Source organism: Stenotrophomonas sp. 86156_Sma (genome assembly GCF_056481625.1).
On the sequence record NZ_CM151157.1, the window covers coordinates 4,719,217 to 4,745,538 of the forward strand.

At 59.8% G+C, this 26,322-nt stretch carries 21 protein-coding genes and 2 pseudogenes; 12 read left to right on the top strand and 11 right to left on the bottom strand.

Translation table 11 applies throughout. The annotated features are described in order from the left end of the window. The first annotated feature begins 25 nt into the window (after window positions 1-25). Window positions 26-505, top strand: coding sequence for a cold-shock protein (locus tag ACZK33_RS21875; protein WP_423174307.1), 480 nt, complete (start codon window positions 26-28; stop codon window positions 503-505). A gap of 190 nt (window positions 506-695) precedes the next feature. On the opposite strand, the gene ACZK33_RS21880 is transcribed toward ACZK33_RS21875, so the two are convergent. Then, window positions 696-1,436, bottom strand: coding sequence for a hypothetical protein (locus ACZK33_RS21880; RefSeq protein ID WP_087923877.1), 741 nt, complete (start codon window positions 1,434-1,436; stop codon window positions 696-698). A gap of 313 nt (window positions 1,437-1,749) precedes the next feature. Between ACZK33_RS21880 and ACZK33_RS21885 the strand changes: the two are divergent. The 9 genes and pseudogenes from ACZK33_RS21885 to ACZK33_RS21925 all read left to right on the top strand — a co-directional run. After that, window positions 1,750-2,772 (top strand): annotated as a pseudogene (locus ACZK33_RS21885) (YifB family Mg chelatase-like AAA ATPase); the annotation flags it as partial. A gap of 602 nt (window positions 2,773-3,374) precedes the next feature. Next, window positions 3,375-3,827 (top strand): antitoxin Xre/MbcA/ParS toxin-binding domain-containing protein, encoded by a 453-nt coding sequence (locus ACZK33_RS21890; RefSeq protein WP_235648920.1) that lies wholly within the window; start codon window positions 3,375-3,377, stop codon window positions 3,825-3,827. 245 nt (window positions 3,828-4,072) lie between these two features. Further along, entirely contained in the window at window positions 4,073-5,653 is a 1,581-nt protein-coding gene (locus ACZK33_RS21895) for an ATP-dependent nuclease (RefSeq protein ID WP_478453875.1), read from the top strand. Then, window positions 5,631-6,719, top strand: coding sequence for a UvrD-helicase domain-containing protein (locus ACZK33_RS21900; protein ID WP_478453877.1), 1,089 nt, complete (start codon window positions 5,631-5,633; stop codon window positions 6,717-6,719). Before ACZK33_RS21895 ends, ACZK33_RS21900 begins: the two co-directional genes overlap by 23 nt. 123 nt (window positions 6,720-6,842) lie before the next feature. Beyond that, on the top strand, window positions 6,843-7,190 hold the full coding sequence (locus ACZK33_RS21905) for an ArsR/SmtB family transcription factor (protein ID WP_099484974.1): 348 nt from the start codon (window positions 6,843-6,845) through the stop codon (window positions 7,188-7,190). After that, a complete protein-coding gene (locus tag ACZK33_RS21910) occupies window positions 7,187-7,717 on the top strand; it encodes an arsenate reductase ArsC (RefSeq protein ID WP_114619015.1) in 531 nt (176 codons plus the stop codon). The genes ACZK33_RS21905 and ACZK33_RS21910 overlap by 4 nt, the downstream gene beginning before the upstream one ends. A 10-nt stretch (window positions 7,718-7,727) precedes the next feature. Next, a complete protein-coding gene (gene arsC, locus ACZK33_RS21915; RefSeq protein WP_005411449.1) occupies window positions 7,728-8,138 on the top strand; it encodes an arsenate reductase (glutaredoxin) in 411 nt (136 codons plus the stop codon). After that, the gene (gene arsH, locus ACZK33_RS21920) at window positions 8,135-8,860 is read left to right on the top strand and encodes an arsenical resistance protein ArsH (RefSeq protein WP_164166555.1); all 726 of its coding nucleotides are present in this window, start codon (window positions 8,135-8,137) and stop codon (window positions 8,858-8,860) included. Before arsC ends, arsH begins: the two co-directional genes overlap by 4 nt. Before the next feature lie 18 nt (window positions 8,861-8,878). Beyond that, window positions 8,879-10,183: an arsenic transporter gene (locus tag ACZK33_RS21925; RefSeq protein ID WP_005411451.1), complete on the top strand. Its 1,305-nt coding sequence runs from the start codon at window positions 8,879-8,881 to the stop codon at window positions 10,181-10,183. A gap of 30 nt (window positions 10,184-10,213) precedes the next feature. Here the strand turns inward: ACZK33_RS21925 and ACZK33_RS21930 are convergent, their stop codons facing one another. The 5 genes and pseudogenes from ACZK33_RS21930 to ACZK33_RS21950 all read right to left on the bottom strand — a co-directional run bounded on the left by ACZK33_RS21930 (window position 10,214) and on the right by ACZK33_RS21950 (window position 16,737). Next, window positions 10,214-10,492, bottom strand: a complete 279-nt coding sequence (locus ACZK33_RS21930; RefSeq protein WP_114618993.1) for a hypothetical protein — start codon at window positions 10,490-10,492, stop codon at window positions 10,214-10,216. Beyond that, on the bottom strand, window positions 10,489-13,686 hold the full coding sequence (locus ACZK33_RS21935) for an efflux RND transporter permease subunit (protein WP_164166557.1): 3,198 nt from the start codon (window positions 13,684-13,686) through the stop codon (window positions 10,489-10,491). Before ACZK33_RS21935 ends, ACZK33_RS21930 begins: the two co-directional genes overlap by 4 nt. Window positions 13,687-13,694: 8 nt before the next feature. Next, window positions 13,695-14,501 (bottom strand): annotated as a pseudogene (locus ACZK33_RS21940) (efflux RND transporter periplasmic adaptor subunit); the annotation flags it as partial. 137 nt (window positions 14,502-14,638) lie between these two features. After that, window positions 14,639-15,916, bottom strand: coding sequence for a TolC family protein (locus ACZK33_RS21945; protein WP_478453881.1), 1,278 nt, complete (start codon window positions 15,914-15,916; stop codon window positions 14,639-14,641). Window positions 15,917-16,119: 203 nt separating this feature from the next. Further along, a complete protein-coding gene (locus ACZK33_RS21950; protein ID WP_114618997.1) occupies window positions 16,120-16,737 on the bottom strand; it encodes a cation diffusion facilitator family transporter in 618 nt (205 codons plus the stop codon). Window positions 16,738-16,841: 104 nt separating this feature from the next. Here ACZK33_RS21950 and ACZK33_RS21955 point away from each other — a divergent pair, with 104 nt between their 5' ends. After that, window positions 16,842-17,276: a MerR family transcriptional regulator gene (locus tag ACZK33_RS21955; RefSeq protein WP_099484980.1), complete on the top strand. Its 435-nt coding sequence runs from the start codon at window positions 16,842-16,844 to the stop codon at window positions 17,274-17,276. Between the two features lie 51 nt (window positions 17,277-17,327). Here ACZK33_RS21955 and ACZK33_RS21960 read toward each other — a convergent pair whose 3' ends face one another. Next, window positions 17,328-17,903: a phosphatase domain-containing protein gene (locus tag ACZK33_RS21960; RefSeq protein ID WP_164166563.1), complete on the bottom strand. Its 576-nt coding sequence runs from the start codon at window positions 17,901-17,903 to the stop codon at window positions 17,328-17,330. A 288-nt stretch (window positions 17,904-18,191) separates the two neighbouring features. Here ACZK33_RS21960 and ACZK33_RS21965 point away from each other — a divergent pair, with 288 nt between their 5' ends. Next, complete coding sequence (locus tag ACZK33_RS21965) at window positions 18,192-19,151, top strand: NIF family HAD-type phosphatase (RefSeq protein ID WP_239508211.1); 960 nt, start codon at window positions 18,192-18,194, stop codon at window positions 19,149-19,151. A 155-nt stretch (window positions 19,152-19,306) separates the two neighbouring features. Here the strand turns inward: ACZK33_RS21965 and ACZK33_RS21970 are convergent, their stop codons facing one another. The 4 genes from ACZK33_RS21970 to ACZK33_RS21985 all read right to left on the bottom strand — a co-directional run bounded on the left by ACZK33_RS21970 (window position 19,307) and on the right by ACZK33_RS21985 (window position 26,027). Beyond that, window positions 19,307-19,576, bottom strand: a complete 270-nt coding sequence (locus tag ACZK33_RS21970; RefSeq protein WP_032966097.1) for a helix-turn-helix domain-containing protein — start codon at window positions 19,574-19,576, stop codon at window positions 19,307-19,309. Between the two features lie 1,060 nt (window positions 19,577-20,636). After that, window positions 20,637-21,335: a hypothetical protein gene (locus tag ACZK33_RS21975; RefSeq protein WP_142806936.1), complete on the bottom strand. Its 699-nt coding sequence runs from the start codon at window positions 21,333-21,335 to the stop codon at window positions 20,637-20,639. Next, window positions 21,328-24,855, bottom strand: a complete 3,528-nt coding sequence (locus ACZK33_RS21980) for a VPA1269 family protein (protein WP_164166565.1) — start codon at window positions 24,853-24,855, stop codon at window positions 21,328-21,330. The genes ACZK33_RS21975 and ACZK33_RS21980 overlap by 8 nt, the downstream gene beginning before the upstream one ends. Then, window positions 24,852-26,027 (bottom strand): site-specific integrase, encoded by a 1,176-nt coding sequence (locus tag ACZK33_RS21985; protein ID WP_146200785.1) that lies wholly within the window; start codon window positions 26,025-26,027, stop codon window positions 24,852-24,854. Before ACZK33_RS21985 ends, ACZK33_RS21980 begins: the two co-directional genes overlap by 4 nt. Window positions 26,028-26,322 lie beyond the last annotated feature (295 nt).

Consider the following 26,322-nt stretch of genomic DNA (forward strand, 5'->3'; position numbering starts at 1 on the left):
TTTCTGCCTGTGTGCGGGGTGACGAATGAAGATGCACGGCTTGGCCGCTGCGGTGGTGTGCATCGCGGTGATCGGCGCCTTGTGGGTGGAGTGGCCCGAGCCCGCGGGCGATCAGGTGTGGGCCTACCAGAAGCTGCAGCCGGCCGATTACCGCCTGCTGCACAGTGATGCGCGCGGCTTCGTGACCGCGAAGGCCCAGGAGGGCTTTGAACTGCACGCGCGCCATGCTGGGGCAACGTCCTTCGAAATCCGCTGCAAGGGCGTTCTGGTGCTGGACGTGGAGAACGCGCCCTCGCGCGTGCTGATCCGCATGCCCGCCGATGCACGGTGGCGGGCGCCGGACATCGAGCGTCTGCGCACCAGCTTCGAGCGCTGGCTGGATCTGCATCAAAGCCAGGGGCGGTTGCTGGTGGAAAGCGCGGGACCTTCGTGGGTTGAGGCGCGGTTTGGGCGCTTCAATGGGTTGGTGCCTGATGAGCAGCGGTGTCTGCTTGGGGGCGAGTAAGACACGCTAGGCAAGCAGACTGTTGCGGATTGCGAATCTGGACGCTGCCATCAGTCACTGGCCAGAACTCCCTTAGCCACTTTGCCAGCAATCCGAGGTAGATACCCACAGGGCGCCTGTGCATGATGCTGAACTTGGATTCCCTCGCCTCCGTAACCTTGCTCACCGCGCCGCTGGCACGGGCTGCGGTCTAACCCTCACTTGACTCGGATGCCTGACTCTTCGAAAGCTCATGTCCTGTAGCCGCAGCTGAAGTCCGCAGGGCACGCTCAAAAGCCTCTAGAAGGCCGCCAAAGTTTGTGGGCACCAAGACGACGGGCTTACCCGAGCTCGGAGTAAAGCCCAACAGTGCGTTGACTTCTACGCCGGGGTCCACGTTGTGATCGTGCGCGGCAAGCACCGCCGCCAGATACTTCCGCATGCCCTCGCCGGTTACACCTGTTCCGTGCGAGAAAAGGTCTTCGGATCTGTGCGGGAAAGGAGTCGAATCGGCTTCGGTGAGATACTCGTACGCCCGGACAAAGCCCAGTGAGCCCCTGACAAAGGGCATCCTGTGGGGCGGATAACCGTCTACTCGAGCATCGTCAGTGGCCACCACGTACTGTTGGATTGTAATGTCGTCACCTTGTAACCAGCACGCAAAGTGCGCATAGGCAGACAGCTCGGCGAGATCATGATTGGCCCATAGTGCATCCATCAGATTTTTTCGAGCCGGCTTCTTATGGGCCTCCTCGAAGAACCCGCGCCTTTCACGCTTGAACTCCATCAGAAACCATCGACCTTCCTCTCCCTGACCGATCAAATCACCGATGAGGTGGTCAAGGAAAGATTGTGCTGTTGCAAGCAACCGCGCGCCGACCCGACCAACCTCAGCGTCTTTGTAGCCCCAGGCATACAGGAACAGCCCAAGTGCGTTGTTCTCGTGAAGCATCTGGTCATGCCCTCCTTGGTCGCGGCTTTGTCACGACTCTAGCAAGGAGGCGATGAAAATGCGCGTCGCAATGCTGCCGCCCGCGCGAACCCGCCATCGCTTATCACCGGGATACCCTCAGTTAAGCAGGCCGTACTGGATCCAGGTGCGGTTTGGACGCGTCAAAGACCCGGGGGCCGCTGAACCGCGATGTCTATTCAAGACGCCGGGCAACCCTTGACCAGAATCCCCCTAGCCGCTCGGCCCAAAATCCCCGATATCCCACGCGGAGCACCTGCCGCACCATCAAGCGTCTTTCTGCAGGAACCCACACATGAGCCTGGCGCTGGTCCACAGCCGTGCCCGCGCCGGGGTCGACGCCCCGCTGGTGCGGGTGGAAGTGCATCTCTCTGGCGGCCTTCCTGTCACTCAGATCGTGGGCTTGGCCGAAACCAGCGTGCGCGAATCTCGCGAGCGCGTCCGTGCCGCCCTGCTCTGCGCACGCTTCGACTTTCCGCAGCGCCGCATCACTCTGAACTTGGCGCCTGCCGACCTGCCCAAGGAGGGCGGCCGCTACGACCTAGCCATCGCGCTGGGCATTCTGGCGGCCAGCGGCCAGGTCGATCCGCAGTCGCTGCTGCAGTACGAATTCCTGGGCGAGCTTGGCCTGACCGGTGAACTGCGGCCGGTGGCCGGCGCGCTGCCGGCGGCGATTGCGGCGGCCGAAGCCGGACGCATCCTGGTGGTGCCGCCGGGCAATGCCGCAGAAGCTGCTCTGGCCGAGCACGCCGATGTGCGGGTGGCCCGTACCCTGCTGGAGTGCTGCGCCGGATTGGGCAATCCGCGCCTGCTGCCGCCCGTGGAACGCGTGGACACGACGCCATTACCGCTGCCGGATCTGGCCGACGTGCGCGGGCAGGCGCATGCGCGGCGTGCATTGGAGGTCGCCGCTGCGGGTGGGCACCATCTGTTGCTGATCGGTAGCCCTGGCTGCGGCAAGACGCTGTTGGCTTCGCGCCTGCCCAGCCTGCTGCCAGACACCGAGGAAGCCGAGGCGCTGCAGCTGGCGGCGATTGCCTCGGTGAGTGGTGAGGGGCTGGATCCGCGGCGCTGGCGGCAACGGCCCTTTCGGGCACCACATCACAGCGCCAGCGCGGCGGCGCTGGTGGGTGGCGGCAATCCGCCCTGCCCCGGTGAAATCTCGCTGGCCCACCATGGAGTCCTCTTCCTCGATGAACTTCCAGAGTGGAACCGCAGCGCGCTGGAAACCCTGCGCGAGCCGCTGGAATCCGGCCACATCCGCATCGCCCGCGCGGCGCGCAGCGTGCAGTATCCCGCGCGGTTCCAACTGATCTCACTAGTGCCTGCGGCCCGTATCATTTAAGACATTTTTTCCTTTTGTTTCATATAGATAGAAAAATGACTGCTCATTTAGAGTGGTCATACAGCATGAGATGACTGCCAGCATCGCTGATGAACTACCGCACAACAGATGCATCACCTCTACAGCTAACGTCGTCTTGATCACGACGAACCAGCCATCTATCCAACGTTGCAGGCTAATGCCCAGCGTCGCGGTGCGGAGCTGCTCGGATCATTTGTGATGGATTTCCCCTTCCAAGCCCAATGACGCCGTGAAATCCATCGCCGGCGCCTTCCCTATAAGGCTTATTGCGGCAGGGCATAGAGGCCCAGTAGTCACTGTTGTCCCCTTCATTGTTTATAGGTCCTGAAGGGGTCACACCACGTTGTTCACTACCAGCCACCACGTGTCGTTGAAATAGAATGCAGACGTGCGGCCGGCAGGCAGTCGGCTGCCAGACCGTCGACCGAAGCGAGGCTGTTAGGCCTCCCTCGCACCGAACGGTCGAGATGACATGAGCATCGCCCGCCTATGTGGGCCAACTATTTATTCAATCGGCGCATCGCTGAGGGTGCGGTGAGTGAAACGGGAGTAGCATGACTCATCTGCTCCCCCAGGCCAGAGGGATGATCTACCCAATCGCCAGTGACGCCACCAGCCTGGAAGGACCTGCTCTGCGCGCGTTTACGAAGATGGCAGAAGTTTGGAAACTAAGCGCTCATGAGCAGTCGGCAATCCTGGGTAGGCCCATCGACGTTGCTTGTGCACAGCTAGAGGCGGGAGTGACTGACGGCCTTTGGCCAGAAACACTCGAGCGAATCAGCTATGCGCTCGGCATATACCAGGCACTGCACATCCTCTTCCCTGATCAGCAGCAAGCTGACAGCTGGCTACGACGCCCCAACAGCGCAGCACCATTCAAGGGGACCCCGGCCTTGGCCTTCATGTGCTCTGGTCAACTCAACGACCTTGCCACTGTTCGTGACTATCTAGAGGCCCAGGGAATCGCCGCCTCCCTGACAGCTCCGACGACGTCCAGCAGTCTGTGACCGAGCACCGCTAAGAAAGTCGGGACTATAACCACCACCTCGTCACAACCACCAAACCGCATAGCCGATACGTGAGACGAACGAAGACGATGGATCCTGTTCATTTAGCAGTCTTTGATGGCTTACCTTCTGTGCCCGCCAGGCCTGTCCAGAACAAATTCTTTCCAAATCCAGTCCAGTTGGCATCGTTCTTAAGAGCCGCGTAAAGTTCTGTAGAGACAGGATAGTCCACTGGGGGATGGAGCATGCCGATCGAACGTATTGTTATCGATAACTTCAAGTCTTTTCGTCACCTCAATCTGCAGCTCAATGCGCACATGAACCTTGTGGTTGGTGACAACGAGGTGGGAAAGTCCACCTTGCTGGAAGCGATCCACGCAGTAATAACTGGGCAGCTGTATGGTCGCAACCTCACCTACGAGCTCACACCCTATCTTTTTCACCAGCCAACGGTGAGGGAGTACTTAGCGGCTCTGCGCGCAGGAACGCCTGCGTCACCGCCCAGGATCTCCATTGAAGCCTATTTGGGGAACGATCCCGCGCTGGCGTCCTTGCGCGGCACCAACAACTCATTAGGTCTAGACAGTGCAGGCGTCCGATTGCTGGTCGAGCTTAGCGACGACTATCGCGAGGAATTCAACGCCTACCTGCAGCAACACCAGGGCGCGACCAGCCTCCCAGTGGAATACTACACGGTGCGCTGGTACTCCTTTGCCAACAACGGCGTCACCGCTCGTACCATCCCGTTCGATTCAACTATCATCGACACCCACGGTATCAAGACACTGTCCGGAGCCGATCGCTATATCGCCAGCATCATCGAACAGGCGCTTACCCCAGCGCAGCGCGTTTCGCTATCTTTGAGTTTTCGCCGCATGCGGCAAAGCTTCTCGGAAGAGGACGACGTGGCCGCCATTAATGCTTATCTCACTCAGCACACAGGAGACATCAGTCACAAAGCACTGACGGTTGGCGTGGACTCTTCACCGCGCTCAACGTGGGAAACAAGCTTGTCACCGTACCTGGATGAGCTTCCTTTCACCCAAGCTGGCAAGGGTGAGCAAAGCGCAGTAAAGATGAAGCTGGCTATGCATGCTGCAGGGTCGGCGCATGTACTGCTAATCGAAGAGCCGGAGAACCACCTCTCGTTCTCTGGCATGAGCCAGCTGATTGACAAGATTTCAGCGCTCTCCACGACGCAGCAGGTGGTCATCGCAACCCACAGCAGCTTCGTTCTGAACAAGCTGGGCGTGGACAACGTGATCCTGTTCAGCGCCCAAGACCAGATGAAACTGGATCAGTTGCCGCATGATACGCACGATTACTTCATGAAGCTTCCTGGTCATGACACGTTGCGACTGATTCTGGCCAAGCAGGCAATTCTGGTGGAGGGCCCGTCCGACGAGCTGATCGTGCAACGTGCCTACTTTGATCACCACGGCGTAGCGCCATTGGCGCGCGGCGTGGACATCATCTCGGTCAAATCACTGGCGTTTAAACGCTTCTTGCAGATTGCGGAGCGCCTGCGTATTCAGGCCAGAGTCGTCACCGACAACGATGGTGATATCGCGCTGGTGCAAGAGCGATATGCCGACTTCCCCAATGCCATCTACTACGATTCTGACGAGAGCGCCCCATCGTTGGAAGAGCAACTCATTAAAGCCAACTCATTGGACGAGCTGAACACCGTGCTGGTCAAGTCATTCGCCGACGAGGTGGCGTTGCTCAAGTACATGAAAGGTCACAAGACCGATACGGCCCTAGCCATTTTCAACAGCCCCCATTCGATCACTTTCCCGGACTATGTCCAGCGTGCTATCGCCTAACCGAGTACTGCTTTCGGCAGCCGGCTCTGGCAAGACTACCTTGCTGGTTCGCCAGGCATTGGAGCGGCCACAGCGCCGCGTCGCTATGCTCACCTATACCTTGGAGAATCTCGAAGAGATCCGACGCTCATTCGAGGCCCCAACCGGCGCGGTGCCTGCGAATGTCACGTTGTATAGCTGGTACGGATTTCTGTTACGCGAGTGCATTCGACCCTATCAGGCGGCATTGTGCCGCGAGCCAAGGGTCGAATCGATTCTGTTTGTTGAAGGACGGACGAACAACCGGGCACCCCGCTCGCATGTAGGCCGCCACTACCTGTCAGGCGACCGGATGTATTCGGATCGGGCTTCCGATTTCGCCGTTCGGTGCGATGAGCTCACTCAAGGTCAGGTCATCTCGCGCTTGGCGAACATGTACGACGAAGTGTACGTTGATGAAGTGCAGGACTTGGCTGGCTACGACCTAGATCTTATTGAGCGCCTGTTGAAGAGCCCGATCGGCGTTACGCTAGTGGGCGACACGCGCCAAGCGACCTACGCCACCAACTACGCGCCTCGGTACAGCCAGTTCCGCGGACCGAACTTGGCGACGTTATTCCAGCTTTGGGAGTCGCAAGGCCTGTGCCAGATCGATCACCGCCTCACGAGTTTGCGATGCGTGCAGGCCCTGTGTGATCTGGCCGACGCGCTCTATCCGCAGATGCCCCGGACCCAATCAGGCAATGATCAGTTGACCGGTCACGATGGCATCTACCTTGTCGCGCCCGAGCATGTCACTGCGTACATGCAGGAATTTGCCCCGACCGTGCTGCGGCATGACCGACGGCAGGCGTGCGACGGCCTACCAGCGATGAACTTCGGTCAGTCCAAGGGACGCACCTACAGCCGGGTCCTCATCTTCCCTAATGGGCCTTTGACGCAGTACCTGCGCACTGCAGATGCGTCACGCATAACGGCGCCACCTAAGTATTACGTGGCCTTTACCCGGGCGAGGCAGAGTGTGGCGTTTGTGTATAACGGCACGTGCGCGCTTCTGGGCCACCAGCTCTATACGCCTCAATCCTAAACGCCTTAGCGGAGCGGTAGCTCGCAGGACACGCAGCAGACCTCGATTCCGGACAGGTACGTCCGGAGATGGGATCGCCGGCCAGACACTTGCATCCTACAAGAATAGTTGTAGGATTTAGACATGAAAGATGATTCCGCCGTCCTCGCACTCTCTGCGCTCGCCCAGTCTGATCGCCTAGCTGCATTCAGGATGCTGGTTCGTGCTGGCCCGGATGGCATGCCCTCCGGCGAAATTGCGGAAGCTCTCGCGATCGCGCCACCACGCATGAGCTTTCACCTCTCGACCTTGGAGCGAGCTGGCCTGCTGCGCTCGTGGCGAGACGGGCGGCGCGTGCTGTACGCCGCTAGCTATGAGCACATGCGCCAACTGCTCGCGTTTCTGACTGAGGACTGCTGCTCCGGGACTCCCGAGATTTGCGGTGACCTCTTCAAACTCGCCCGCCCATGTACCTCGGAGACCTGCGGATGAGCCTTATTCAGCCCTTCAACGTCCTGTTCCTATGCACGGGCAATTCTGCGCGATCGATACTGGCGGAAAGCGCCCTGCGGAGTATTGGCGATGGCCGTTTCAACGCGTTCTCTGCCGGCAGTCACCCCAAGGGCGAGGTCCACCCGCTGGCGATTGAGACGCTGCACGAGGCCAACTACCCGGTCGAAGGCCTGCGGTCCAAAGCATGGGAGGAGTTTGCCGCGGCAAGTGCCCCCCGCATGGATTTTGTCTTCACTGTCTGCGACCACGCTGCTGGCGAGGCGTGCCCACTGTGGCCCGGGCGACCATTGACGGGGCATTGGGGTATCGAGGATCCCATCCGCGAAGCTCACGGGGAAATGTGGCAACGCGCCGCCTTCCGAAAGGCGCTGATGTACCTGGAAAACCGCATCCGAGCCTTCGTCGCGCTGCCACTCCATACGCTGTCTCGAGCAGCATTGACAGCGCAAGTCTGCGCAATTGGCCAGCTCGAAGGCACTTCGTTCTCCCGACCAGACATTGCTTGAGGGATCCATCATGACACTAACGATCTATCATAATCCGGCCTGCGGCACGTCCAGAAACGTTCTGGAAATGATGCGCCAGTCGGGCGAAGACCCGCAGGTCATCGAGTACCTGCAGTCACCGCCGACGCGCGAGAGACTTGTCGAACTAATTGCCGCAATGGGCATCACGCCTCGCGACCTCCTGCGCAAGAAGGGAACGCCATACGAGGAGTTGGGCCTGGACAACCCTGGCCTCACCGACGACCAGCTGGTGGACGCGATGATGGCTCATCCCATTCTCATCAACCGTCCAATCGTGGTCTCCGACCGTGGCGTTGCATTGTGCCGACCGTCTGAGAAAGTGCTCGCACTGCTGGCGAACCCCGTGTCTTCCTTTACCAAGGAAGATGGCGAGATCGTTACAACCGGGACGTCACCGTGATTGATCGCATTGCGGCAGATCTGCCAAACATCGACCCCACACAACTTGCGCCGATCGACGTAGACGCCCTCATCGGGCTTGGCGACCCGATCCATCCACCGCGGATGCTCATCCTCTACGGCTCACTGCGTGAACGCTCCTTTTCCCGCCTGCTCGCAGAGGAGGTCGGTCGGCTTCTACGCTGGTACGGCTGCGATGTGCGTATCTTCGATCCGCACGACTTGCCATTGCCCGACGGCGCGTCTCCCGATCATCATAAGGTGAGCGAACTTCGCGAGCTCGCGTACTGGTCCGAGGGCATGGTCTGGGTCAGCCCTGAGCGTCACGGCGCCATGACCGCCATTATGAAGGCTCAGATCGATTGGATACCCCTGGCCGACGGTGCCAAGCGACCGACACAGGGCAAGACTCTGGCCGTCATGCAGGTTTCCGGCGGCTCGCAGAGCTTCAATGCAGTAAACCAGCTACGTGTACTTGGCCGATGGATGCGAATGGTCACCATCCCGAACCAGTCATCCGTGGCCAAAGCCTTCCAGGAGTTCGATGAGGCCGGGCGCATGAAGCCATCGGCCTACTACCAGCGTGTCGTTGACGTATGCGAGGAGCTAGTGAAGTTCACCTGGCTCGTACGAGGACGCGCAGCCTACCTCGTTGATCGCTATTCCGAGCGCGTTGAGAGCGCCGATGAGCTTTCCAAGCGCGTCAATCAGCGCTCTATCTGACTTCCAACGGTGGGTTACATGCTTGCTCTCGCGATTTTTATCGTCACTCTTGTTTTCGTGATCTGGCAACCTCGCGGGCTTGGCATAGGCTGGTCGGCACTCGCCGGTGCCGCCGTTGCTTTGGCCACTGGGGTTGTCGGGTGGAACGATGTTGGAACGGTGTGGGGAATTGTCTGGGATGCAACGTTCACCTTCGTCGCTCTTATCATCATCTCTCTCATTCTCGACGCAGCCGGTTTCTTCGCGTGGGCCGCCCTGCATGTGGCCCGTTGGGGCGGCGGCAATGGTCGGAAGCTTTTTCCGCTCATTGTCCTGCTGGGAGCTGCAATTGCTGCAGTGTTTGCCAACGACGGCGCGGCTCTTCTGCTGACTCCGATTGTTCTTGCGATCCTGTTGCGCTTGAATTTCCCGCCTGCCGGCGCGCTGGCATTTACGGTCGCCTGCGGATTTATCGCCGATACCGCCAGCCTTCCGCTCATTGTCTCCAACTTGGTCAACATCGTTACAGCGAACTTCTTTGACGTGTCCTTTGGGCGCTACGCCGCGATCATGGTGCCGGTGAACCTGGTATCGGTCGGAGCTACTTTGATCGTCCTATGGCTCTGGTTCCGGCGCGACATCCCCAGTAGGTATCCAGTCCAGGATCTAGAAGCGCCCCGCGACGCGATACGCGACGTGGCAGTTTTTCGCGCAGCGCTGCCTCTTCTAGTACTGCTACTGATTGCGTACTTCGTAACCGGGCCGCTCGGCGTTCCTATTGCTTTGGTGACGGGTGCAGCTGCACTAGTGCTGATGGGTATTGCAGGCCGCTGGGCGACTGGAGGCCGGGGCGCCACAATGGCTGTGACCAAGATCCTGTGTGACGCACCCTGGCAGATCGTGCTGTTCTCGATCGGCATGTATCTAGTCGTCTACGGACTGGGTAATGCCTGGCTGACTGACGCGGCGAGTGCAATCCTAGAGTGGTTGGCAACGCAGGGTAGCTTCGTGGCAACGATTGGTACGGGCTTTGCGGTCGCTGCTCTCGCTTCCATTATGAACAATATGCCTGCGACACTGGTCGGTGCGCTTGCTATCGATGGGGCGAACGTATCGACGGCCACTCGCGAGCTGATGATCTACGCCAACGTCGTGGGCAACGACCTTGGTCCCAAGCTGACCCCAATTGGGTCGCTAGCGACCCTGCTGTGGTTGCATGTCCTTGCCGGAAAAGGCCAACGGATTACGTGGGGGCAGTACATGAAGGTAGGGCTCATCCTGACGCCCCCCGTCCTGCTGACCACGCTCATCGCGCTTTGGATTTGGCTGCCGTTTACACGATAACTGCGTAGGCACTCAGGAGAGTCGCAGCGATCACAATTTCTTCAATGGCGCCGTCGTGGGTCGCGGCGGCGCCGGCCCAGGGTCGTTGAAAGAAAGCACTGCCTGCTCGATGCCGAATTGATCGAAAAGTACCCGGGCGATCACAGCGTGGACCACGTCAAGGTCCGCCGAGGGGGCAGCGACAGTGATCGTGGCCACAATCGCGCGGCCAGTTGCCGGGCCTGGGACCAGCCGCAGGCCGTCTACTGCTTTCACGCTCGGGTCCGTGAACATCGCTGCCCGGACCTCTTCCAAATTGATCTCGTTCATGAGGTTGAAGGATCTTGGATGGCGCCATCGCCACGGCTGCCGCGGCCGCGATGTAGCCAGCGGTATAGCACCGGCAGGACCAACAGCGTCAGCGCGGTCGAGGACACGATACCGCCGATTACGACCGTGGCCAGCGGCCGCTGTACTTCAGAACCAGCGCCTACGTTCAAAGCCATCGGCAGGAAACCAAGGGAAGCCACCAGGGCAGTCATCAAGACCGGTCGTAGTCGCCCCAGGGCGCCATCCCGGACAGCATCTTCGAGGGCGTCGCCTTGCTCACGCAGTCGGCGGATGAAGGCAATCATGACCAAGCCATTGAGTACTGCCACGCCCGAAAGCGCAATGAAGCCTACGCCCGCAGAGATTGACAGCGGAATTCCGCGTAGAGCCAAGGCGATTACGCCACCAGTCAATGCCAAGGGAACGCCACTGAACACGATGGCGGCATCCTTGGCCGAGCCGAAGGCCATGAACAGCAGGGCGAAGATCAGCGCCAATGTGACCGGGACAACTACCGCCAAGCGCTGGCTGGCCGAGATCAGCTGCTCGAACGTGCCGCCATAATCGATCCAGTACCCCTCTGGAAGCGGTACATCCTGGCCGATGCGGGTACGCAGATCGCCAACGAATCCGCCAAGATCACGCTCACGCACGTTGGCGGTGATCACCACTCGACGCTTGCCGTTCTCACGATTGATCTGGTTGGGCCCGCGCTCTACCTGTATCTTCGCCACTTCTCGTAGTGGAACAGTGCGAGGCCCACCGTTGGCACCAGCGGCTACACGGCTGGACTCATCGATACTGGTGCTCTCCGGCAGTGGAATGGGCAGGTCCGCAAGCACAGCCGGGTCTTGCCGCAGCGATTCGGGCAAACGCACCACCAAGTCGAATCGGCGGTCGCCCTCGATCAGCTGGCCAGCGACGCTACCGCCGATGGCGGTGGCCACCGTGTCCTGCACGTCACCCGGATTCAATCCATACCGCGCCAATGCCGCTGGATCTGGCGTGATGGTGAGCAGTGGTAGGCCAGTAACCTGCTCGGCCTTGACGTCTTCGGCGCCGGGGACCCCGCGCATGACGCGCTCGACTCGGCTGGCCAGGCGGGTCAGCTGGTCAAGATTGTCGCCGTAGACCTTGACCGCAACGTCCGAGCGAACGCCGGAGATCAATTCGTTGGTGCGCATCTGGATGGGCTGAGTGAACTCGTAGTTGCTACCCGGGATCTCCTTGGCCGCCGCCTCCAGCTCTTCCACCAGCTCGGCCTTGGGTTTGCGCGGGTCGGGCCATTGGTCGCGGGGCTTGAGCATCAGAAAGGTATCGGCCATGGAGGGGGGCATCGGGTCGGTGGCCACTTCGGCGGTGCCGATCTTGGAGAAGATGTTGGCCACCTCCGGGAACTGGGCCAAGCGCTTCTCCAACGTTTCCTGCATGGCCACCGACTGCTCCAGACTGGTGCCGGGGATACGCATGGGCTGCAAGGTGATGTCGCCTTCATCCAAGCTCGGCACGAACTCCGAGCCCAACCGGGTGGCCAGCACGCCACACCCCACCACCAGCACGGCCGCGCCTGTCAGCACTACGACCCGCCGCCGCAGCGCCCACTCCAGCAGCGGCGTGTAGCGGGCACGTGACCAGCGCATCAAGCGGTTGTCGTGCTCGGCCACACGGCCGCGCAGGAAGGTGGCAATTGCCGCCGGTACGAAGGTCAGCGACAGCACCATGGCACCGGTCAGGGCCAAGACCACCGTGATCGCCATCGGGTGGAACATTTTTCCTTCCACCCCGGACAGCGCGAAGATCGGCAGGTAGACCGCCGCGATGATGCCTAGACCAAACAGACTGGGGCGAATCACCTCAGCCGTGGCCGAGGCGGTCAGATCAAAGCGCTCTTCGTCATTGAGCTGGCGGCCCAGTGCGTGCTGCGCCTCCCCAAACCGGCGCAGACAGTTCTCGATGATGATCACCGCCCCATCCACGATCAGGCCAAAGTCCAGGGCGCCCAAGCTCATCAGGTTACCCGACACGCTGCCACGCACCATGCCGATAATGGTGAACAGCATTGCCAACGGGATCACTGCCGCGGTGATCAACGAAGCGCGCACATTGCCCAGCAGCAGGAACAGCACCACCACCACCAGCAGCGCGCCTTCGATCAGGTTCTTGGACACCGTGCCAATGGTGCGATCCACCAGCGCGGTGCGGTCATAGACGGCCTTTGCATGCACGCCAGCGGGCAAGCTGGCGTTGGCGGCGTCCAGCTTGGCCGCGGCTGCCTGGGAGACTTCCCGGCTGTTTGCGCCGAACAGCATGAAGGCGGTACCGACCACGACCTCATGGCCATTCTGGGTCGCCGCACCCGTGCGCAGCTCCTTGCCTTCGCCTACGCTAGCGACGTCGCGGACGCGAATGGGCACGCCATCGCGCCGGTCCAGCACGATGTTCCCAATCGCGTCCAGATTGGCCAGCTGGCCGGGCACGCGGACCAGAAATTGCTGGCCGTTGCGCTCGATGTAGCCGGCACCGATGTTCTGGTTATTGCGCATGACCGCTGCGACCACATCGTTCAGCGTAAAGCCCAGTGCCACTAACTGGGCCGGATCCGGGGTGATGTGGATCTGCCGCTCAAAGCCACCGATTGTGTTGACCTCGGTCACTCCAGGCGTGGTGCGCAGCTGCGGCCGGATCACCCAGTCCTGCAGGGTGCGCAGGTCCGTGGCGGTATACGGGGTGCCGTCGGGCTTGCGGGCGTTGGGCTCAGCCTCCACGGTGTACATGAAGATCTCGCCCAGGCCGGTAGAGATGGGACCCATCTCTGGGTCCAACCCTTCGGGCAGCTGAGATGCGATCTGCTGTAGCCTTTCGGCGACCTGCTGGCGGGCAAAGTACAGGTCGGTGCCGTCTTTGAAGACGACAGTGACCTGGGAGAGTCCGTAGCGCGACAGCGAGCGGCTGTAGTCCAGCTTTGGTAGCCCGGCCATGGCCGTTTCAATGGCGAAGGTCACTCGCTGCTCGGCCTCCAGCGGCGAGTAACCCGGGGCCTGGGTGTTGATCTGGACCTGGACGTTGGTGATGTCGGGCGTGGCGTCAATGGACAGGTGACGGTAGCTCCACACGCCCAGTGCGACTAGCGCAGCGGTGAGCACCAGCGTCAGCCAGCGGTGGCGGATGGACAGACCAATGAGGCGTTCGAGCATGGCGGGCCTCATTCCTCTTCCACAGTGGATTTTTCGATGTCGGCCTTGATCAGGAAGCTTTGGGCCACCACCACTCGTTCACCCGCCTTGAGCCCTTCCAGCACTTCGGCGCGTTCGGCGTCACGGCGCCCCAGCTTGATCGGCCGGGTGTGGTACGTCTCGCCCTGCTGCACGTAGACAACGTCCTGGTCCTGTGCGGTCTGCAGGGCGGTGATCGGAACCACCAGCGACGCCGATTGGCGATCCACGGTGACCCGCGCCTTGACCGCTGAACCCGGCCGCCACAGCCCATCGGTGTTAGCTACGGTTGCGCGGGCAATAGTGCTTTGGCTGGCAGTGGCGGTGCCGGGCAGGACGCGCTCCAATGTGGTCTGCGCCGTGACGCCATCACTCAAGCGGGTGACCGTCACCGGCACGCCGGCACCGATGTGCTGGGCGTCGGCGCCGAAGATGTGCAGGTCCACCCACAGCGTGGACAGGTCGGCTACCTCGAACAGCGGGGCGCCCTCAGGCGCCGACATGCCCACGGCGGCCGTACGCGCCATGACCACGCCATTGATCGGCGCGGTAACGGTGTAGTTGGTCAGGCTGAGGTTGCTCTCCACTGTCGCGAGCACCTGGCCGGTGCGTACCTGGTCACCCACGCCCACTCGCACGGAACGGACCGGTCCGGGGAAGCGTGCAGTGACCTGCGCGATGCGCCCATCGATTGGGGTCAACAGCCCCTGCACCTCATGCTCATCGGCAATCTCACCGGGTCCAGCCGGCGCGACCTGGATTCCCGCCGCCTGCGCAGCTTTGGCCGAGATCTCGGTTTCCAGCGGCGCTTCCTCGTGCTCGCCGTGCTCTTCGCCCTCAGCGGCGTGGCCTCCTTCGGATGCTTCGTTGGGGGTCGACGCGTTGCAGGCCGCCAGCATCAGAGCCATGCCCAGTGCGGTCCAGGAAAAGCGATTCATGGGGTCTCTCCAGTGGAAGCGGCAGCCGGCGGCGTGACAAGCGCCTGGCCGGTCAGTCGTTGAATTTCGATCAGGGCGCGCTGCGCATCCAAGGCGACGTCCAGCTGTTGCTGGGCCATGGCGGTGCGTTCGGACTGCAACTGTGCCCATTCCAGGTAACTGATCGCCCCAGCACGATAGGCACGCTCAGCGGCCTGCTCGGCTCGGGCCAGCTTCGGCAACACGTCGTCGTGCAGGCGCGCCACCTCGGCCTGTGCCACGGTGTAGCGGCCATGGGCTTCGACCAGCGTGGAGTACAGCGACAGGCCCTTGGCCTCGCGCTCGATCGTCAGGACCTGCAGCTCGGCTTCGCCGGCTCGAATCTCTGGCTGTGCGCGGCTGCGGCTGCCCAGCGGCATGGATAAGCTGGCGACCAGCGCGGTGTCATCGGTCTCCTGTAGTCGACGCACTCCGAGCTGCCAGGACAGGTCCGGTGAGGCCGCTGAACGCGCCAGCTGCAGGCGTGCCTGCGCGATCCGGCGGGCGTCGGCAAACTGCGCCAATTCCGGAGTCCGTTCCAACTCATCGGCCAGCGTCTGCATGGAGGCGATCGCCGGCAGGGCCATCGGATCGGCCGGGACCACTTCGAAGGTGGGAGTACGTTCGCCCCACAAAGCAGCCAGATGCTGACGAGCAGCGAGTCGCTGTTGCTCGGCCCGATCACGCTTCAGCTCGGCCCGCGCAAGCGCTGCCTGCGCGGTGAGCAGCACCGACTCGGGTGAGGCGCCGGCCTGCAGGCGCTGCCTGGCGGCGACCACGGTTCGCTGGCGCTGGCCAACATCGATGTCCGCTAGGCTTCGTTGCCGGTCGGCACCAACGACAGCCAAATAGCGCTGCGCCGTCTCGGCTAGCAAGTCCAGGCGCCCGGTCTCGCGCTGCACGGCCAGCGCATCAATCCGGCTTTGTGCCAAGGTACGGCGGGCTTCGAGCTTGCCGCCGCGCTCCAGCACCGAACTCAGGCTCAAGGTCAACTCGGCGCTGTCCAAGCCACCGGCCGCGCCCGTGCCCAGCGCGTTTTCGACCTCGGCACCGAGCGTCCACGGTGGACGCTGCATCGCCTTATCTCGCTCGGCAGCGAGGACAGTGGCTCGCGCATCGACCAGACGCAGCTCCGGATGGGTTTGGGCTACGCGTGCAAAGGCATCGTCCAAGGTCATCAATTCGGCCGCCACCGCAGGCATCGCTGCTGTGCCCGTTAACAGCAACGCGGCCAAGGCCGCCCATCGCACAGACATGGAAGTACTCCGAAGGTTCTTGAGATCACAGGGATCGGCCTGCGCCTACATGCGTCACCCGGCAATTGGCGGTCGAAAGGGCGCGACCTGATGCTCATACGCATCTGTACGCGTTTCGGCCTCGATTTCAGGCAAATCCCGGCCGACAGCCAATTTCGCCAGCAGCAATCAGCGCAGGGAAAATCCCAGCTGGCCGCCCGCGGTCATGCAGGGGTCTTGCGCGCGTCGGCGCGTGCCCGGCGCGCGTCGCCCAATATTTCAAAGGCTTCCTTCATCACGTAGAGGCCGATAAAGGCACCGATTACGAAATCTGGATATGGACTGGCCAGCCACCACACCAGTAGGCCAGCCAGGATCACGCCCACGTTGGCTACCACATCGGCTCGGGTGAAAAGCCACGTTGCCCGCAGATGTACTTCGCCAGACTTCAGTGGCGCCAGCATGCGAAGGACCGCGAGATTGACCACTAGCGACAATAGAGCCGTACCGATCATCCACCCGCTTACCGGTTCAGCCCCGTGGAGTACGCGGCGGCCGACCTCGACCAGCACGCCAACGCCCAGAATCAGCAGCACGCTACCGCTAACCCAAGCAGCGTTGGCCTTGAAGCGCGCCGTCCGACCGATAGCGACCAACCCAATGGCGTAGGCCGTGGCGTCGGAGAGCATGTCCAGTGCGTCGGCAAGCAAGCCGGTGGAATGGGCGATCCAGCCGGCAATGCCGCCAATCACCGCCATTGCAGCGTTCAGTGCCAGAGCGATCCACAGCACGCGCCGTTCCTGCGCGTTCTTTGCCTCGTGGTGGCAGCCGCAATCACTCATCGGATCTTCTCCATCGCAGGGGAGCCGGGCCGGCGCGGTCCGCTGGCATGGCAGGGTCCATGAGGGTAAAGTCCGTAGCTACTACGGAGTCAAGCCTACTACGAATGAAAATCAGTGACGCTGCCGCCGCCAGCGGGTGCCATCTGGAGACAATCCGCTACTACGAGCGCATCGGCTTGCTCCCGAGGCCGGGACGATCAGGCAATGGTTACCGGGTCTACGGATTGCCGGACATTGAGCGCCTGCGCTTCATTGCCCGCGGTCGGGACTTGGGTTTCAGCCTGGAAGAGGTCCGTAGCCTGCTGCAGCTGGCCGGCGACGAGGGCCTGTCGTGCGTGGATGTGGATCGTCTGGCCCGCAGCCACTTGTCCGACATTCGCGCCCGGATGGCAGACTTGCAACGTATGGCCAACGAGCTGGAACGGGTAATCGCCAGTTGTCACGGCGGACAGCGAGCTGAGTGCACCATCCTGTCGACGCTGCGCCGGCCGGCTTCCGAGGACTCCCTACGTAAGGAATCGAGCAAGAGCGCTACCTAGGCGCCCGTGGTCCAAAACCTATGCCTTTCGCAGTCCGACCGGTCGACGGTGTCAGTTGCCTGTAGCTTGGCTGCCCGGACCTGGACTCCAGGCGCGTATGAAGTCCTCCTGCTCACGCGTCTCGATCGCACCCGTCCTGACCTGACGAACCATGCTCATGGCCTGCTCACCTGTGGCAGCCGTGCCTGTTTCTAGAAGCAACAAGCACGCTACGGTGCCAGCTCGTCCTAGCCCGCCCTTACAATGAACAACTGCGCGGCTTCCGCGCAACAATTCACGACTGAGTGCTGGACCCAGCTCGCGCCATGCCTCCAAGAAAGAACTGTTCGGCGCTGCGCCGTCTACGATTGGAAGTCCGTACCATTTGATTCCCTGCGCCATCGCCCGCTTTGGCAGCGCGGCAATCCTAAGCTCATCGAACTCCCATGGCTCAATCAGGGAGATCAAGTACCCCGCGCCCCACCGGCGAATCGCGCAAAGATCCACGTCAATGTCACGACTCCATGGCCCCGTCATCGCGGCCTTCTGAAACTTCCCTGGCGCGAAAGTTACACCTACTGCGCCTCCACTGACTCCGACAGCGATCGTGGCGATATGCAGAGGATGTGTGTGACTAGTTCTGAACATTGTCGATCCCTCATCGCGGCAACTAAGAGAGCCACAGCGCAGCGGCGACCACCCATGCCTCCTATGCCGATCCTTGAGCTAAACATTCCAGCCGACCTAGTGGTGCCGCCCTGCCGAGCAGCACAGCAAAGGTGATCCTTTTGTCAGTTGCAGGCAACAAGTACCAGTAGGCTCACGCTACATGCGTACCAGTAGGCTCACGCTGCATGTGTACCAGTAGGCTCACGTGTTGGACAGCGAGAGTGTCCAGGAGCAAGGTGTACACACGCTCCTCGCTAGAGACAACACATGAAGCCGAGCATTCTGGCATTGGACCTCGAAGGGACACTCATTTCCAATGCGATAAGCCAGATTCCAAGACCCGGCCTCTGTCGGTTCTTGGAGGACGTCCGATCGCACTTCAGTCAGCTCATGATGTTTACGACTGTGCCGGAAGAGCGCTTTCGCAGCATTGCCGATTTGTTGGTTCGTGAAGGAAGCGCGCCTCCGTGGTTCGCGAGCCTTGAATACATCCATTGGACGGGCAGCACGAAGGATCTACGCCTAGCCACACCAAAATTAGGCGCGGCCTTGCTGCTTGATGATCATCGCCCCTATGTACACCCAGGACAGGAGCATCTGTGGGTTCAGATACCTCTGTTTGCGTCTCCCTACCCGTCAGAGGACGAGGGATTAGCGATCGCGCTTCGACTCCTGCTCGATCGCATCCACGCAACGGGCAATTTCACTGAAGCATCTCTCCAAGAACAGCTAAAGCCACAGGCAGAAGCAACGGGCGCACCACGGCGTTCAGACGCCTGCTCATCGGCCCAGAAGATCCTGTCCGACGCCGCCGTCAGGCGAGATGAACTTGCCGCACAGTGGCATAGCGCCGCCGAAGTCAGTTCACAGCTCGGCCCGTCATTGACCAATGGTAGCGGCCTAGCCGGTCAGCTGCGCAGAGCCGGCCAGCTACTCGGGGTCTATGTAACGAAGCCTGTGCCCGGCTATCGCTACCCAGACTGGCAGTTTGGTGAAAATGGCGAACCCGTTGAATATTTGGCAGAAATCCTGTCAGTACTGCGTGCACTCGATCATTTCGAGATCGAGCCGGACGGGCTATTTCGCAGCACCGGATGGAGTGAGGCAGAGTGGTTTCTCTCACCGCACGCTCTGCTCAACGGCATGCCACCTGCCGAAGCCCTGACCTCTGATCCAGCTCGCGTGCTGCGGGCGGCCCGTACCGAGTTCGGGCAAGAGGACTCATAGCGTCCCCGTCAATCGACTTCGCTCAATGCACCCAAATCGCAGCTTGGAGACCGATCAATGGCAAGCGTTACGCCGGAATCGTAATAGTGATCAACTGACCACCAGCAACAGAAGGAGCAGTTCGCCCCTGATAACCGGGCGTTGGCCATCGCGCCTTAGCGAATTGGAGGGACGCGCATCGCCCTCCACTCAGACATCAAAAGCGAGCTTGCCTCTGCAGCACTCATGCCAAGGGCCGAGGTGAGCCTGAGGTACTCGAGCAAGTCCAATCTCCGGGCACCGGCCTCAATGGAAGAGATAGTTTGCTGCGGCCAATCCAAGTGCGAGGCAAGCGATACTTGGCTAATTCCCATAGCCTCCCGTCTCGCCCGAAGCTGCTCTACGAGACGCCGGTATGCTTCTTGGTAGATCGTCTTGGTTGCCATTCCGCCCGCTCGAGGAAGCGGACAGCAATCTATGGCCCAGTGCCGAGTTACATGAAAATCATGTAGACAGTGCAACTGGCTGGTGGGTAAGATCGCTCACTGGTGGGAGCCCTTGGAACTGAGTGCGCCATGGACTTGATCAACTGACCCTATCGACTGCAAGGCCAGACGTGGCCTCACTGGTCGCGTCCCTTGGACCGTACTACTCGTGCCTGTGGTGTGCACTCGAAGACTCTGTTACAAGAAATGCCCCGGTCGCCTCAGATGACGGGCCTGTGTGGAGTTTGCTGCGAAACCTCCAGGCGGCGGGAGTACTGCTGACCGAGACCAGCGATTCACCATCCACTCGAAGGTCCCTTTACCACCCTTTCGCCTGGACATACTCTCCGGCGTGGGAGGCTCTCCCAAACCTTCGCAATGCGCTGGCAGTTGCACTAAATGGCTGGCAAGGGCCGGCCCATACAGAAGCTCGCGTCGCTCTGTGGGGGCGGCTTGTCAACGACGAGATATCCGCATACTTGGCGAACCTTCTTCGACGGCACCGAATAAGTCCTGAGCGAGCAAACGGAGTCATCGCAATGCAGGAGAGCCCATGGTTCAACCTCAGCTCGGGCAGACGGCGATATGTCGCATGGTCGGGGATGCGTGTGGCAGCTAGTGTCATGTTGCAGACTGAGATGAACGAAGAGGCCGCCATGCAAGCACTTTGTAAAGAGATGCAGATCAGATCGCGATGGCTTCAGCGACGGGAGCAAGAAGCAAGACTCGGCCCGAGGGAGTTCTCCTTCTTGCCCAACGCCGACTGGCGCAGACCTATAGCTATTGAGGTTGCGCTAGGGAGCCTCTTGGGATCGGACAGTGACTACTGGACGCTTTGCCCTTCCGCGATACGTCTTACACATGCCGCAAGTTCTCGTCGCTAAAACGTTCCAGCATGCGCCTGCTGGCTTGGCCTAGCGCACAGCCGAAGGCGGAGGCGGGCCGCGCGGCACCGAAGACCCCACACGTCGTGGGTCAGAGCTCCCGCCAGCCGATCAGCGCGTGGTTGAGAAGCAGCGATCTACCTCAGACGCTGAAGGGTAGAGACATCCTCGGGTGAGAGCAGTTCCTCCCCAGTGGCGCTGTTGAAGACAGAGCGATCTAACCGAAGACCGAACCGACTGAGATGGCGCTCGTCCAATAACTTCTGTATCAACTCGGATACTTCGGTGTCGGATGGCCTCTCCTGCGCTCCAGCGACCAAGTCAAGGGAATCTCCTTCTCGCGTCCCGGAGATGAGCGCCTGCTGGAGCGAGACTGGCCTAAGGCCACGCAGTGTCTGTGAAAGACCAATCACCATCTGCTCGCTCACGCTGAGCCTTTGCTCCAGCGACCGTACGTATGCGGCAACTGCCGTGTCGTCTGAACGCGAGGGATCAGCAGTGGCTGGCATCCGCAGATCTAGCCTAAGCTCCTCGGACCTTAGCTCAATGTAGATAGCCTTGAGCGGCTCCTTGGAACGGTTGCGAACGATCGACGCAGCTGACGGTCCGCCAAACGTTTCCGTGCAACGCCTTCCAACCTCCGCAATGAAGATCGGAGAGCGCTTGAATGTTCCGCCAAGCTTCTTGTGACGACGTGCCTCTTCTGCGATCTCATTACAGACTGACCTAATTCGGTCAATTGACTTTTTCAGCCGAACGTCAATCCCGGGTTTAGTGCAGATGTACTCATACAGAAGTTCTGAGCTTTCCCATTGATCTTCGACTTGGTCAGTCATGCGCCTTCTTCCCTAGCAGTCTCTCACCGACATCTTCATCCCACGTCACTGCAGACGATGCACCAGCTTGTAGCATTGGCTTGAACGCATCTGCGACGCTCGCCAAACTCGCCGCGAGTACAGGGTCAACCATTGCGTCAACGGATTCATAGACGTTCTGAATCCGTCTGTAGGCGTCTGTGTCCGTGCAGTTATAGTGCATCCGGAAGAGATTCTGCATCGCCTCGGCAACCACGGTGGTTGTCGCGCGTCCAACACTGTCCGGAACGCCAAGCAAGAAGGGATCGATGCCACATTTGGAGAGCACCACGTTGATGATGGAGTTGAGCTCCAAGACAGGCCCCATGTTCTCCTGTCCAGCGTTGAGGATATCTGAACTCTGCGACAACTCCTTCAAAAGCTGGACATGATTCGTCACAGTCGCCGATACCTGAAAATCTTCGCGAGGCGCGTCACTCGTCAGAGCCTGAGCTCCTCCTTGAGGAGCGATTCGTTCCGTAGCTGCAATGCTCTTCTGAAGAAGCTGATACCGTGCCCACCAGTCAGAAAGCTTCGGCTCGATGTGCGCATCTATTTCCTCGATTCTAGCTTGAGCATTCACGTACGCCTTCGATCCAACAGCAGCCTGACGCTTCATCGCGTAGCAATTTTCGCGCTCCAGGCCGAGACGGCGAAGATCGTACATGAGCTCATTGCAGCGGTGAGCCTGCCCGTACAGGAACGCGGTTCCGGTCAAAAAGAACTTGCAGTTCCCACAGCTCCTGGCTCCGCCCTTTACCGGCCCTCCCAGCTCATCACCCTCGCTGCACTTAGCGCCGGGGCAGATTCCATCCCCATACCAAACCCAACTTCCTGACACATGCTTAGCCGCCTCTATCCCGACTTGGCTTTCGGTCAGGAAGTCGTTTGACATGAGAAGCCGCGTGAATGCGTCCTGACCGAATACCTCCTTAAGAAGCTCGGGAGAGAGCGATTCGCCTGACTCGAGACGCTCCATCAGCTGGCGGGCATCGTCCCGCCCAGAGTTCGACTCAGAACGATGCTGATAGGCATGTAGCCTGCGGCGTATCTCCCGGGGATCTGATGCCTCATAGTGCAGTGTCATCGCGATCGATGCATGACCCGCTATGTACTTGCTGATGATCTCTACCGGAACGCCCTTTAGATACAGCGATGTAATCCCCGAGACTCGGAGGGAGTGAAGGTCGTGAATAGCCCTCTTCGCGTCCGCGCGGCCTCCCGATCTCTGAGTGAGAAGCCGTAGCGGCGTTCCTCTCCTGCTCCATTCGACCTGAGCTTCCCCGCACAACAGTACCCAGAGAGCCTCCATCTTTGCCGACGATACTGGTCTATTGCCACCTGCGAAGCTTGAGGCATCTCGAAACAGCACGTGAAATCCCGGAAGGATGTCGACAACATTGGCTTTGATGTTGAGATCATCATCCGACAGCCTCAACTTCTCCGTATGAAAAATTGTTGCGGCAACCTTGCACCACTCCCGCTGGATATCAAGGATGGAGTAAATCTCCGCGTCCGGCCAGGGAATAGTGAATCCGCGAAAATCTTCGGGATTCCACATCTGCGTCTTGTTTGTAGTGACGTAGATGCCAATCTGATCGTTGCCCGACAGCACGTCATTCGTTAGGGGACGGAAGACACCAAAGCTCCTAGAGATTTCAGCGAGCGCCGAATCGTTCTCTACAAGCCTCGCCGCGCGCATATCCCACACGTACTCGTCGCCCAGACCAGAGTCGAGCCACCTGACCTGAAATCCGCGAAGTGGCAACTCAAGCATCAAATAGATCGCAAGCGCACGTGTAGGCTGCCATATCTCAATTCGGCCCCCAGGCAGACTGCGTTCATATGGCCACTTTCCGCTATGTGCTCCATCGACCACGATCCAGTCGCGCCTGAGGGAGCTCTGTGACTGCGGCCAGCCAAACGTTGGGACACCGCTGCCATCGCGATCAAGAAGCAGTTCTCGGCAGAACTCCAGCACGTCCGTCCCGACAGCAGAGCGATGAGTCCGTCGTGGGGCGGCCTGCTTCCAAATCCAGTCACCTTCTGCAACTGGGTTATCAACTCGCAAAGACCCAATCAATCGCTGATCGAGCGCAATCGCGCCCAAGTTCTCTTGCCTGTTGAAATCCATTACGCGGTAAAGCTGGCGCATTGCGCCTGTCTTGGATGCTGCTCTTAAAGGACCGGGCTTCTGCCTGGTCGTCTTTGTGACGTAGTTATCCAAGTACTCTCGAAATGAACTGCCATCACGGTCTTGCCCATCATTCCGTACCTGCTTGTGGTCAAGTGCCTGAGGAGATGGCCACGACTCCAAAGTCATAAGCCAACGGAAGAAGTGTCTAGCATCAGTGTACTGCTGAGGGGTGTACGTCTTGTACTCCGACGCAAACATCCGCTCATACAGCTCCGTCCAAATAGAGAGTCGGGCATCTTCGCGCAGGACCCACTCAAGTGACCGAGTGCGAACTTCCCCAAACACCCTGGATCGAGGGGGAACTGGAAAGCTAGCTGAGCCGTGCACCGATTCGAAGCTTACTCGGAGAAGCTCCCACCATTTGTAGGACGCGAGCTTGAAATCACGAGTTGCTGTCAACAGTTCAGGTGATATGTCACCGATGTCGCTGCAATTAGTCGAAAGGAGAAACCATGACAAGTACAGATTCTGAGTTGCATCCGCCCGCTTGCCGAGCGCCTTGATTTCAAGGGTGCAAACGCGCCTGAACAGTTCGTTCGGGAAAAGATCAGGATCCTGAAGAACTTGTACCAGAGAACCGCTACGGATGGTTAGCCCTGTCTCAGCTTTAGCCTCTGCAACCAAGGACTCTGTCATCGCGAGAGAGTAAAAAATAAGGCCGCGGCGCCAGAGCGTTGTCAGGATCAGATGGACGATCTTCTTGAATGAGGATCCAGCGATCAGCTCTTTCCGTATACCCGAGTACTTCTGACCTCTCGCTGCCGGCAGGGAAAGGAGAGAGATGAGTTGATCCACCATGGCCAGAGGATCTTCGCAGCTGAACACAGTGCTCAGACGCAAGTCGACTTTCTTAATCCGACCCTCCTGAAAAGCAACTCGGACCCCTGCCAGATCTTCCGGCTGTATGCGACGCCACAGTCGGATCTGGTCGTCTTTGCTGAGAAGCGCTAGCGCCTGGGAGAGACTCTGGCCCGACTTCAGTTCTAGTTGATCACCAATCGCGCGTAACAACCAGGTTTGGCGCAGGTAATGGAGCGTACCAGGCGTGCCGTCCTCTGATGCCTTGAAGTCAAAAGCACGAATGACATTCCTATCCTCCCGAAATTCCGTCATCGAGCTTGTAAGCTTGAGGACTATCGAACGCTCAACCTCTACACCGACATCGCGCCACTCGATTGGCGAAATCGTTCCCGTAACGACGAACTTATCCGGACATGCGTTGAAGACGATCTCGCAACTGCTGCCCAATCCACGATAGTGCTGTAGCTGAGAAATGTCCTGTGTAACGTGATCGAGCTGTGTCACGGCTTACCCCAGCTGCTTGGGAATTCTGGCCTCGCGTATGGAATTCTGCGGATGTCAGTTCCCGAGATCCTCGCCCTGACAGAAGCGGCGCTGACATGGTAGTAGGTATCTGTGCTGACAATCGAGCTGTGGTGCATCATCCTCATCAGCGTTTCTTGAGGGATCTGAAGTACGTCAGCGGCATAGAAGCCATAGTGGTGGCGACATGCGTGCGATCCTGCCCTTATCCCTACACGCCTGAACGCTCTATCAACCAGCTCGTGTGCGCACGAAAGACTCAATGGTTGCCCATAGTTCAATGCTCCATTACGCGTGGTGTTGAAAAAGAGATACGGGTGGCGAAGGCGCCCCGTCCTGAGCAATGACTTGTGATCATCGAAGTACGCTTCAAGGCAGCGGCGAAAATACCTGCCCGTGATGCTCTCCTCCAGCCAGAAAGCATATCTGTTTGCGGAATCAGCTTCGGTCAGAACCATTCCCTTCCACCCTGCAAACTCACGATGTCCCCTTCCCAGTTGGCTTCGCGGGAGGCGCTTGTACACCCTTGCGAGGAAGCCAGACCTATCCTCTGTAGTCGACGACACGCAACTCCCATTCTCGGGATGCTCAAGGCGAATCTTCGATGCACCCGTTTCGCGAAACAACTCGACAACGTCATTGACATACAGATGCAGTGGCTCAGAGATGCGAAGTCCCGCATAGCCAAGCAGCAGTAACAACATCTTGTCTCTTGGCGACCGTGCCCCATGCTCTACCGTCTCTATCATTTCCGCCGGCGAGAGATGCTTCGCCCGCATAGCCGCCTTGTCACTCTCGGTCATTCTGCGATTTATCGTCGGAGCTGCTTTGCTTCTTCGTCGGCGTACTCCTCTCAGATGGACGAGCGCATCGCTCCGGCCAGCTTCGCGGGCAGACCGATAGAATCGAGCGACCTTGACTAGGGCATGCTCGTCCGGATTGAACACAGGGGAGTCGTGCAGCTTGGCCACAAACCTGGAGTAGCGATCCAGCGCCCGGATCTCTTCGCTCACAGTTGAGATTCGGACCCGCCTCCAGTAGAGGCCCGTTGGGTCTTCACCGGCAATCCAAGTGCCGCGAAATCTAGCCTCGGCATACTCCTGCACGAGCACGTACAGATCACCGGTAAGCGGAGCCTCGCCGCCGCACTTCATTTGGCAGAACGCGTAGAACGTACCAACGGCCCGAAGGTGAGCCTCGATCTTTGAGTCACTCCAATTTTCCGAGCTCAGCGCTCGCGCCCATAGAGCCGCTGTTGCACTTGGAAGACCGTTTTTCAGAAACAAGAAAGGGAACAACCCACCTTGTCGTTCCACGACAGGGATATAGATGATACGCCAAGGGCGATATGGCAGCGGCTCCGAACTCATCTCCGGGGGACTCGGCTAGCAGCACCCCTAATTTATGGACTCCCAGCTTCCCTCGTCAAGCTTCGCGTTTCGCCCTAAA

Coding starts and splice junctions, on each gene's coding strand:
- ACZK33_RS21875 (WP_423174307.1), top strand. CDS start 26: ATGAAGATGCACGGCTTGGCCGCTGCGGTGGTGTGCATCGCGGTGATC.
- ACZK33_RS21910 (WP_114619015.1), top strand. CDS start 7,187: ATGAGCCTTATTCAGCCCTTCAACGTCCTGTTCCTATGCACGGGCAAT.
- ACZK33_RS21880 (WP_087923877.1), bottom strand. CDS start 1,436: ATGCTTCACGAGAACAACGCACTTGGGCTGTTCCTGTATGCCTGGGGC.
- ACZK33_RS21955 (WP_099484980.1), top strand. CDS start 16,842: ATGAAAATCAGTGACGCTGCCGCCGCCAGCGGGTGCCATCTGGAGACA.
- ACZK33_RS21935 (WP_164166557.1), bottom strand. CDS start 13,686: ATGCTCGAACGCCTCATTGGTCTGTCCATCCGCCACCGCTGGCTGACG.
- ACZK33_RS21975 (WP_142806936.1), bottom strand. CDS start 21,335: ATGACTGACCAAGTCGAAGATCAATGGGAAAGCTCAGAACTTCTGTAT.
- ACZK33_RS21960 (WP_164166563.1), bottom strand. CDS start 17,903: ATGTTCAGAACTAGTCACACACATCCTCTGCATATCGCCACGATCGCT.
- ACZK33_RS21895 (WP_478453875.1), top strand. CDS start 4,073: ATGCCGATCGAACGTATTGTTATCGATAACTTCAAGTCTTTTCGTCAC.
- ACZK33_RS21965 (WP_239508211.1), top strand. CDS start 18,192: ATGAAGCCGAGCATTCTGGCATTGGACCTCGAAGGGACACTCATTTCC.
- ACZK33_RS21890 (WP_235648920.1), top strand. CDS start 3,375: ATGACTCATCTGCTCCCCCAGGCCAGAGGGATGATCTACCCAATCGCC.
- ACZK33_RS21930 (WP_114618993.1), bottom strand. CDS start 10,492: ATGAACGAGATCAATTTGGAAGAGGTCCGGGCAGCGATGTTCACGGAC.
- ACZK33_RS21945 (WP_478453881.1), bottom strand. CDS start 15,916: ATGTCTGTGCGATGGGCGGCCTTGGCCGCGTTGCTGTTAACGGGCACA.
- ACZK33_RS21950 (WP_114618997.1), bottom strand. CDS start 16,737: ATGAGTGATTGCGGCTGCCACCACGAGGCAAAGAACGCGCAGGAACGG.
- ACZK33_RS21970 (WP_032966097.1), bottom strand. CDS start 19,576: ATGGCAACCAAGACGATCTACCAAGAAGCATACCGGCGTCTCGTAGAG.
- ACZK33_RS21985 (WP_146200785.1), bottom strand. CDS start 26,027: ATGAAGTGCGGCGGCGAGGCTCCGCTTACCGGTGATCTGTACGTGCTC.
- ACZK33_RS21925 (WP_005411451.1), top strand. CDS start 8,879: ATGCTTGCTCTCGCGATTTTTATCGTCACTCTTGTTTTCGTGATCTGG.
- ACZK33_RS21900 (WP_478453877.1), top strand. CDS start 5,631: ATGTCCAGCGTGCTATCGCCTAACCGAGTACTGCTTTCGGCAGCCGGC.
- arsC (WP_005411449.1), top strand. CDS start 7,728: ATGACACTAACGATCTATCATAATCCGGCCTGCGGCACGTCCAGAAAC.
- ACZK33_RS21905 (WP_099484974.1), top strand. CDS start 6,843: ATGAAAGATGATTCCGCCGTCCTCGCACTCTCTGCGCTCGCCCAGTCT.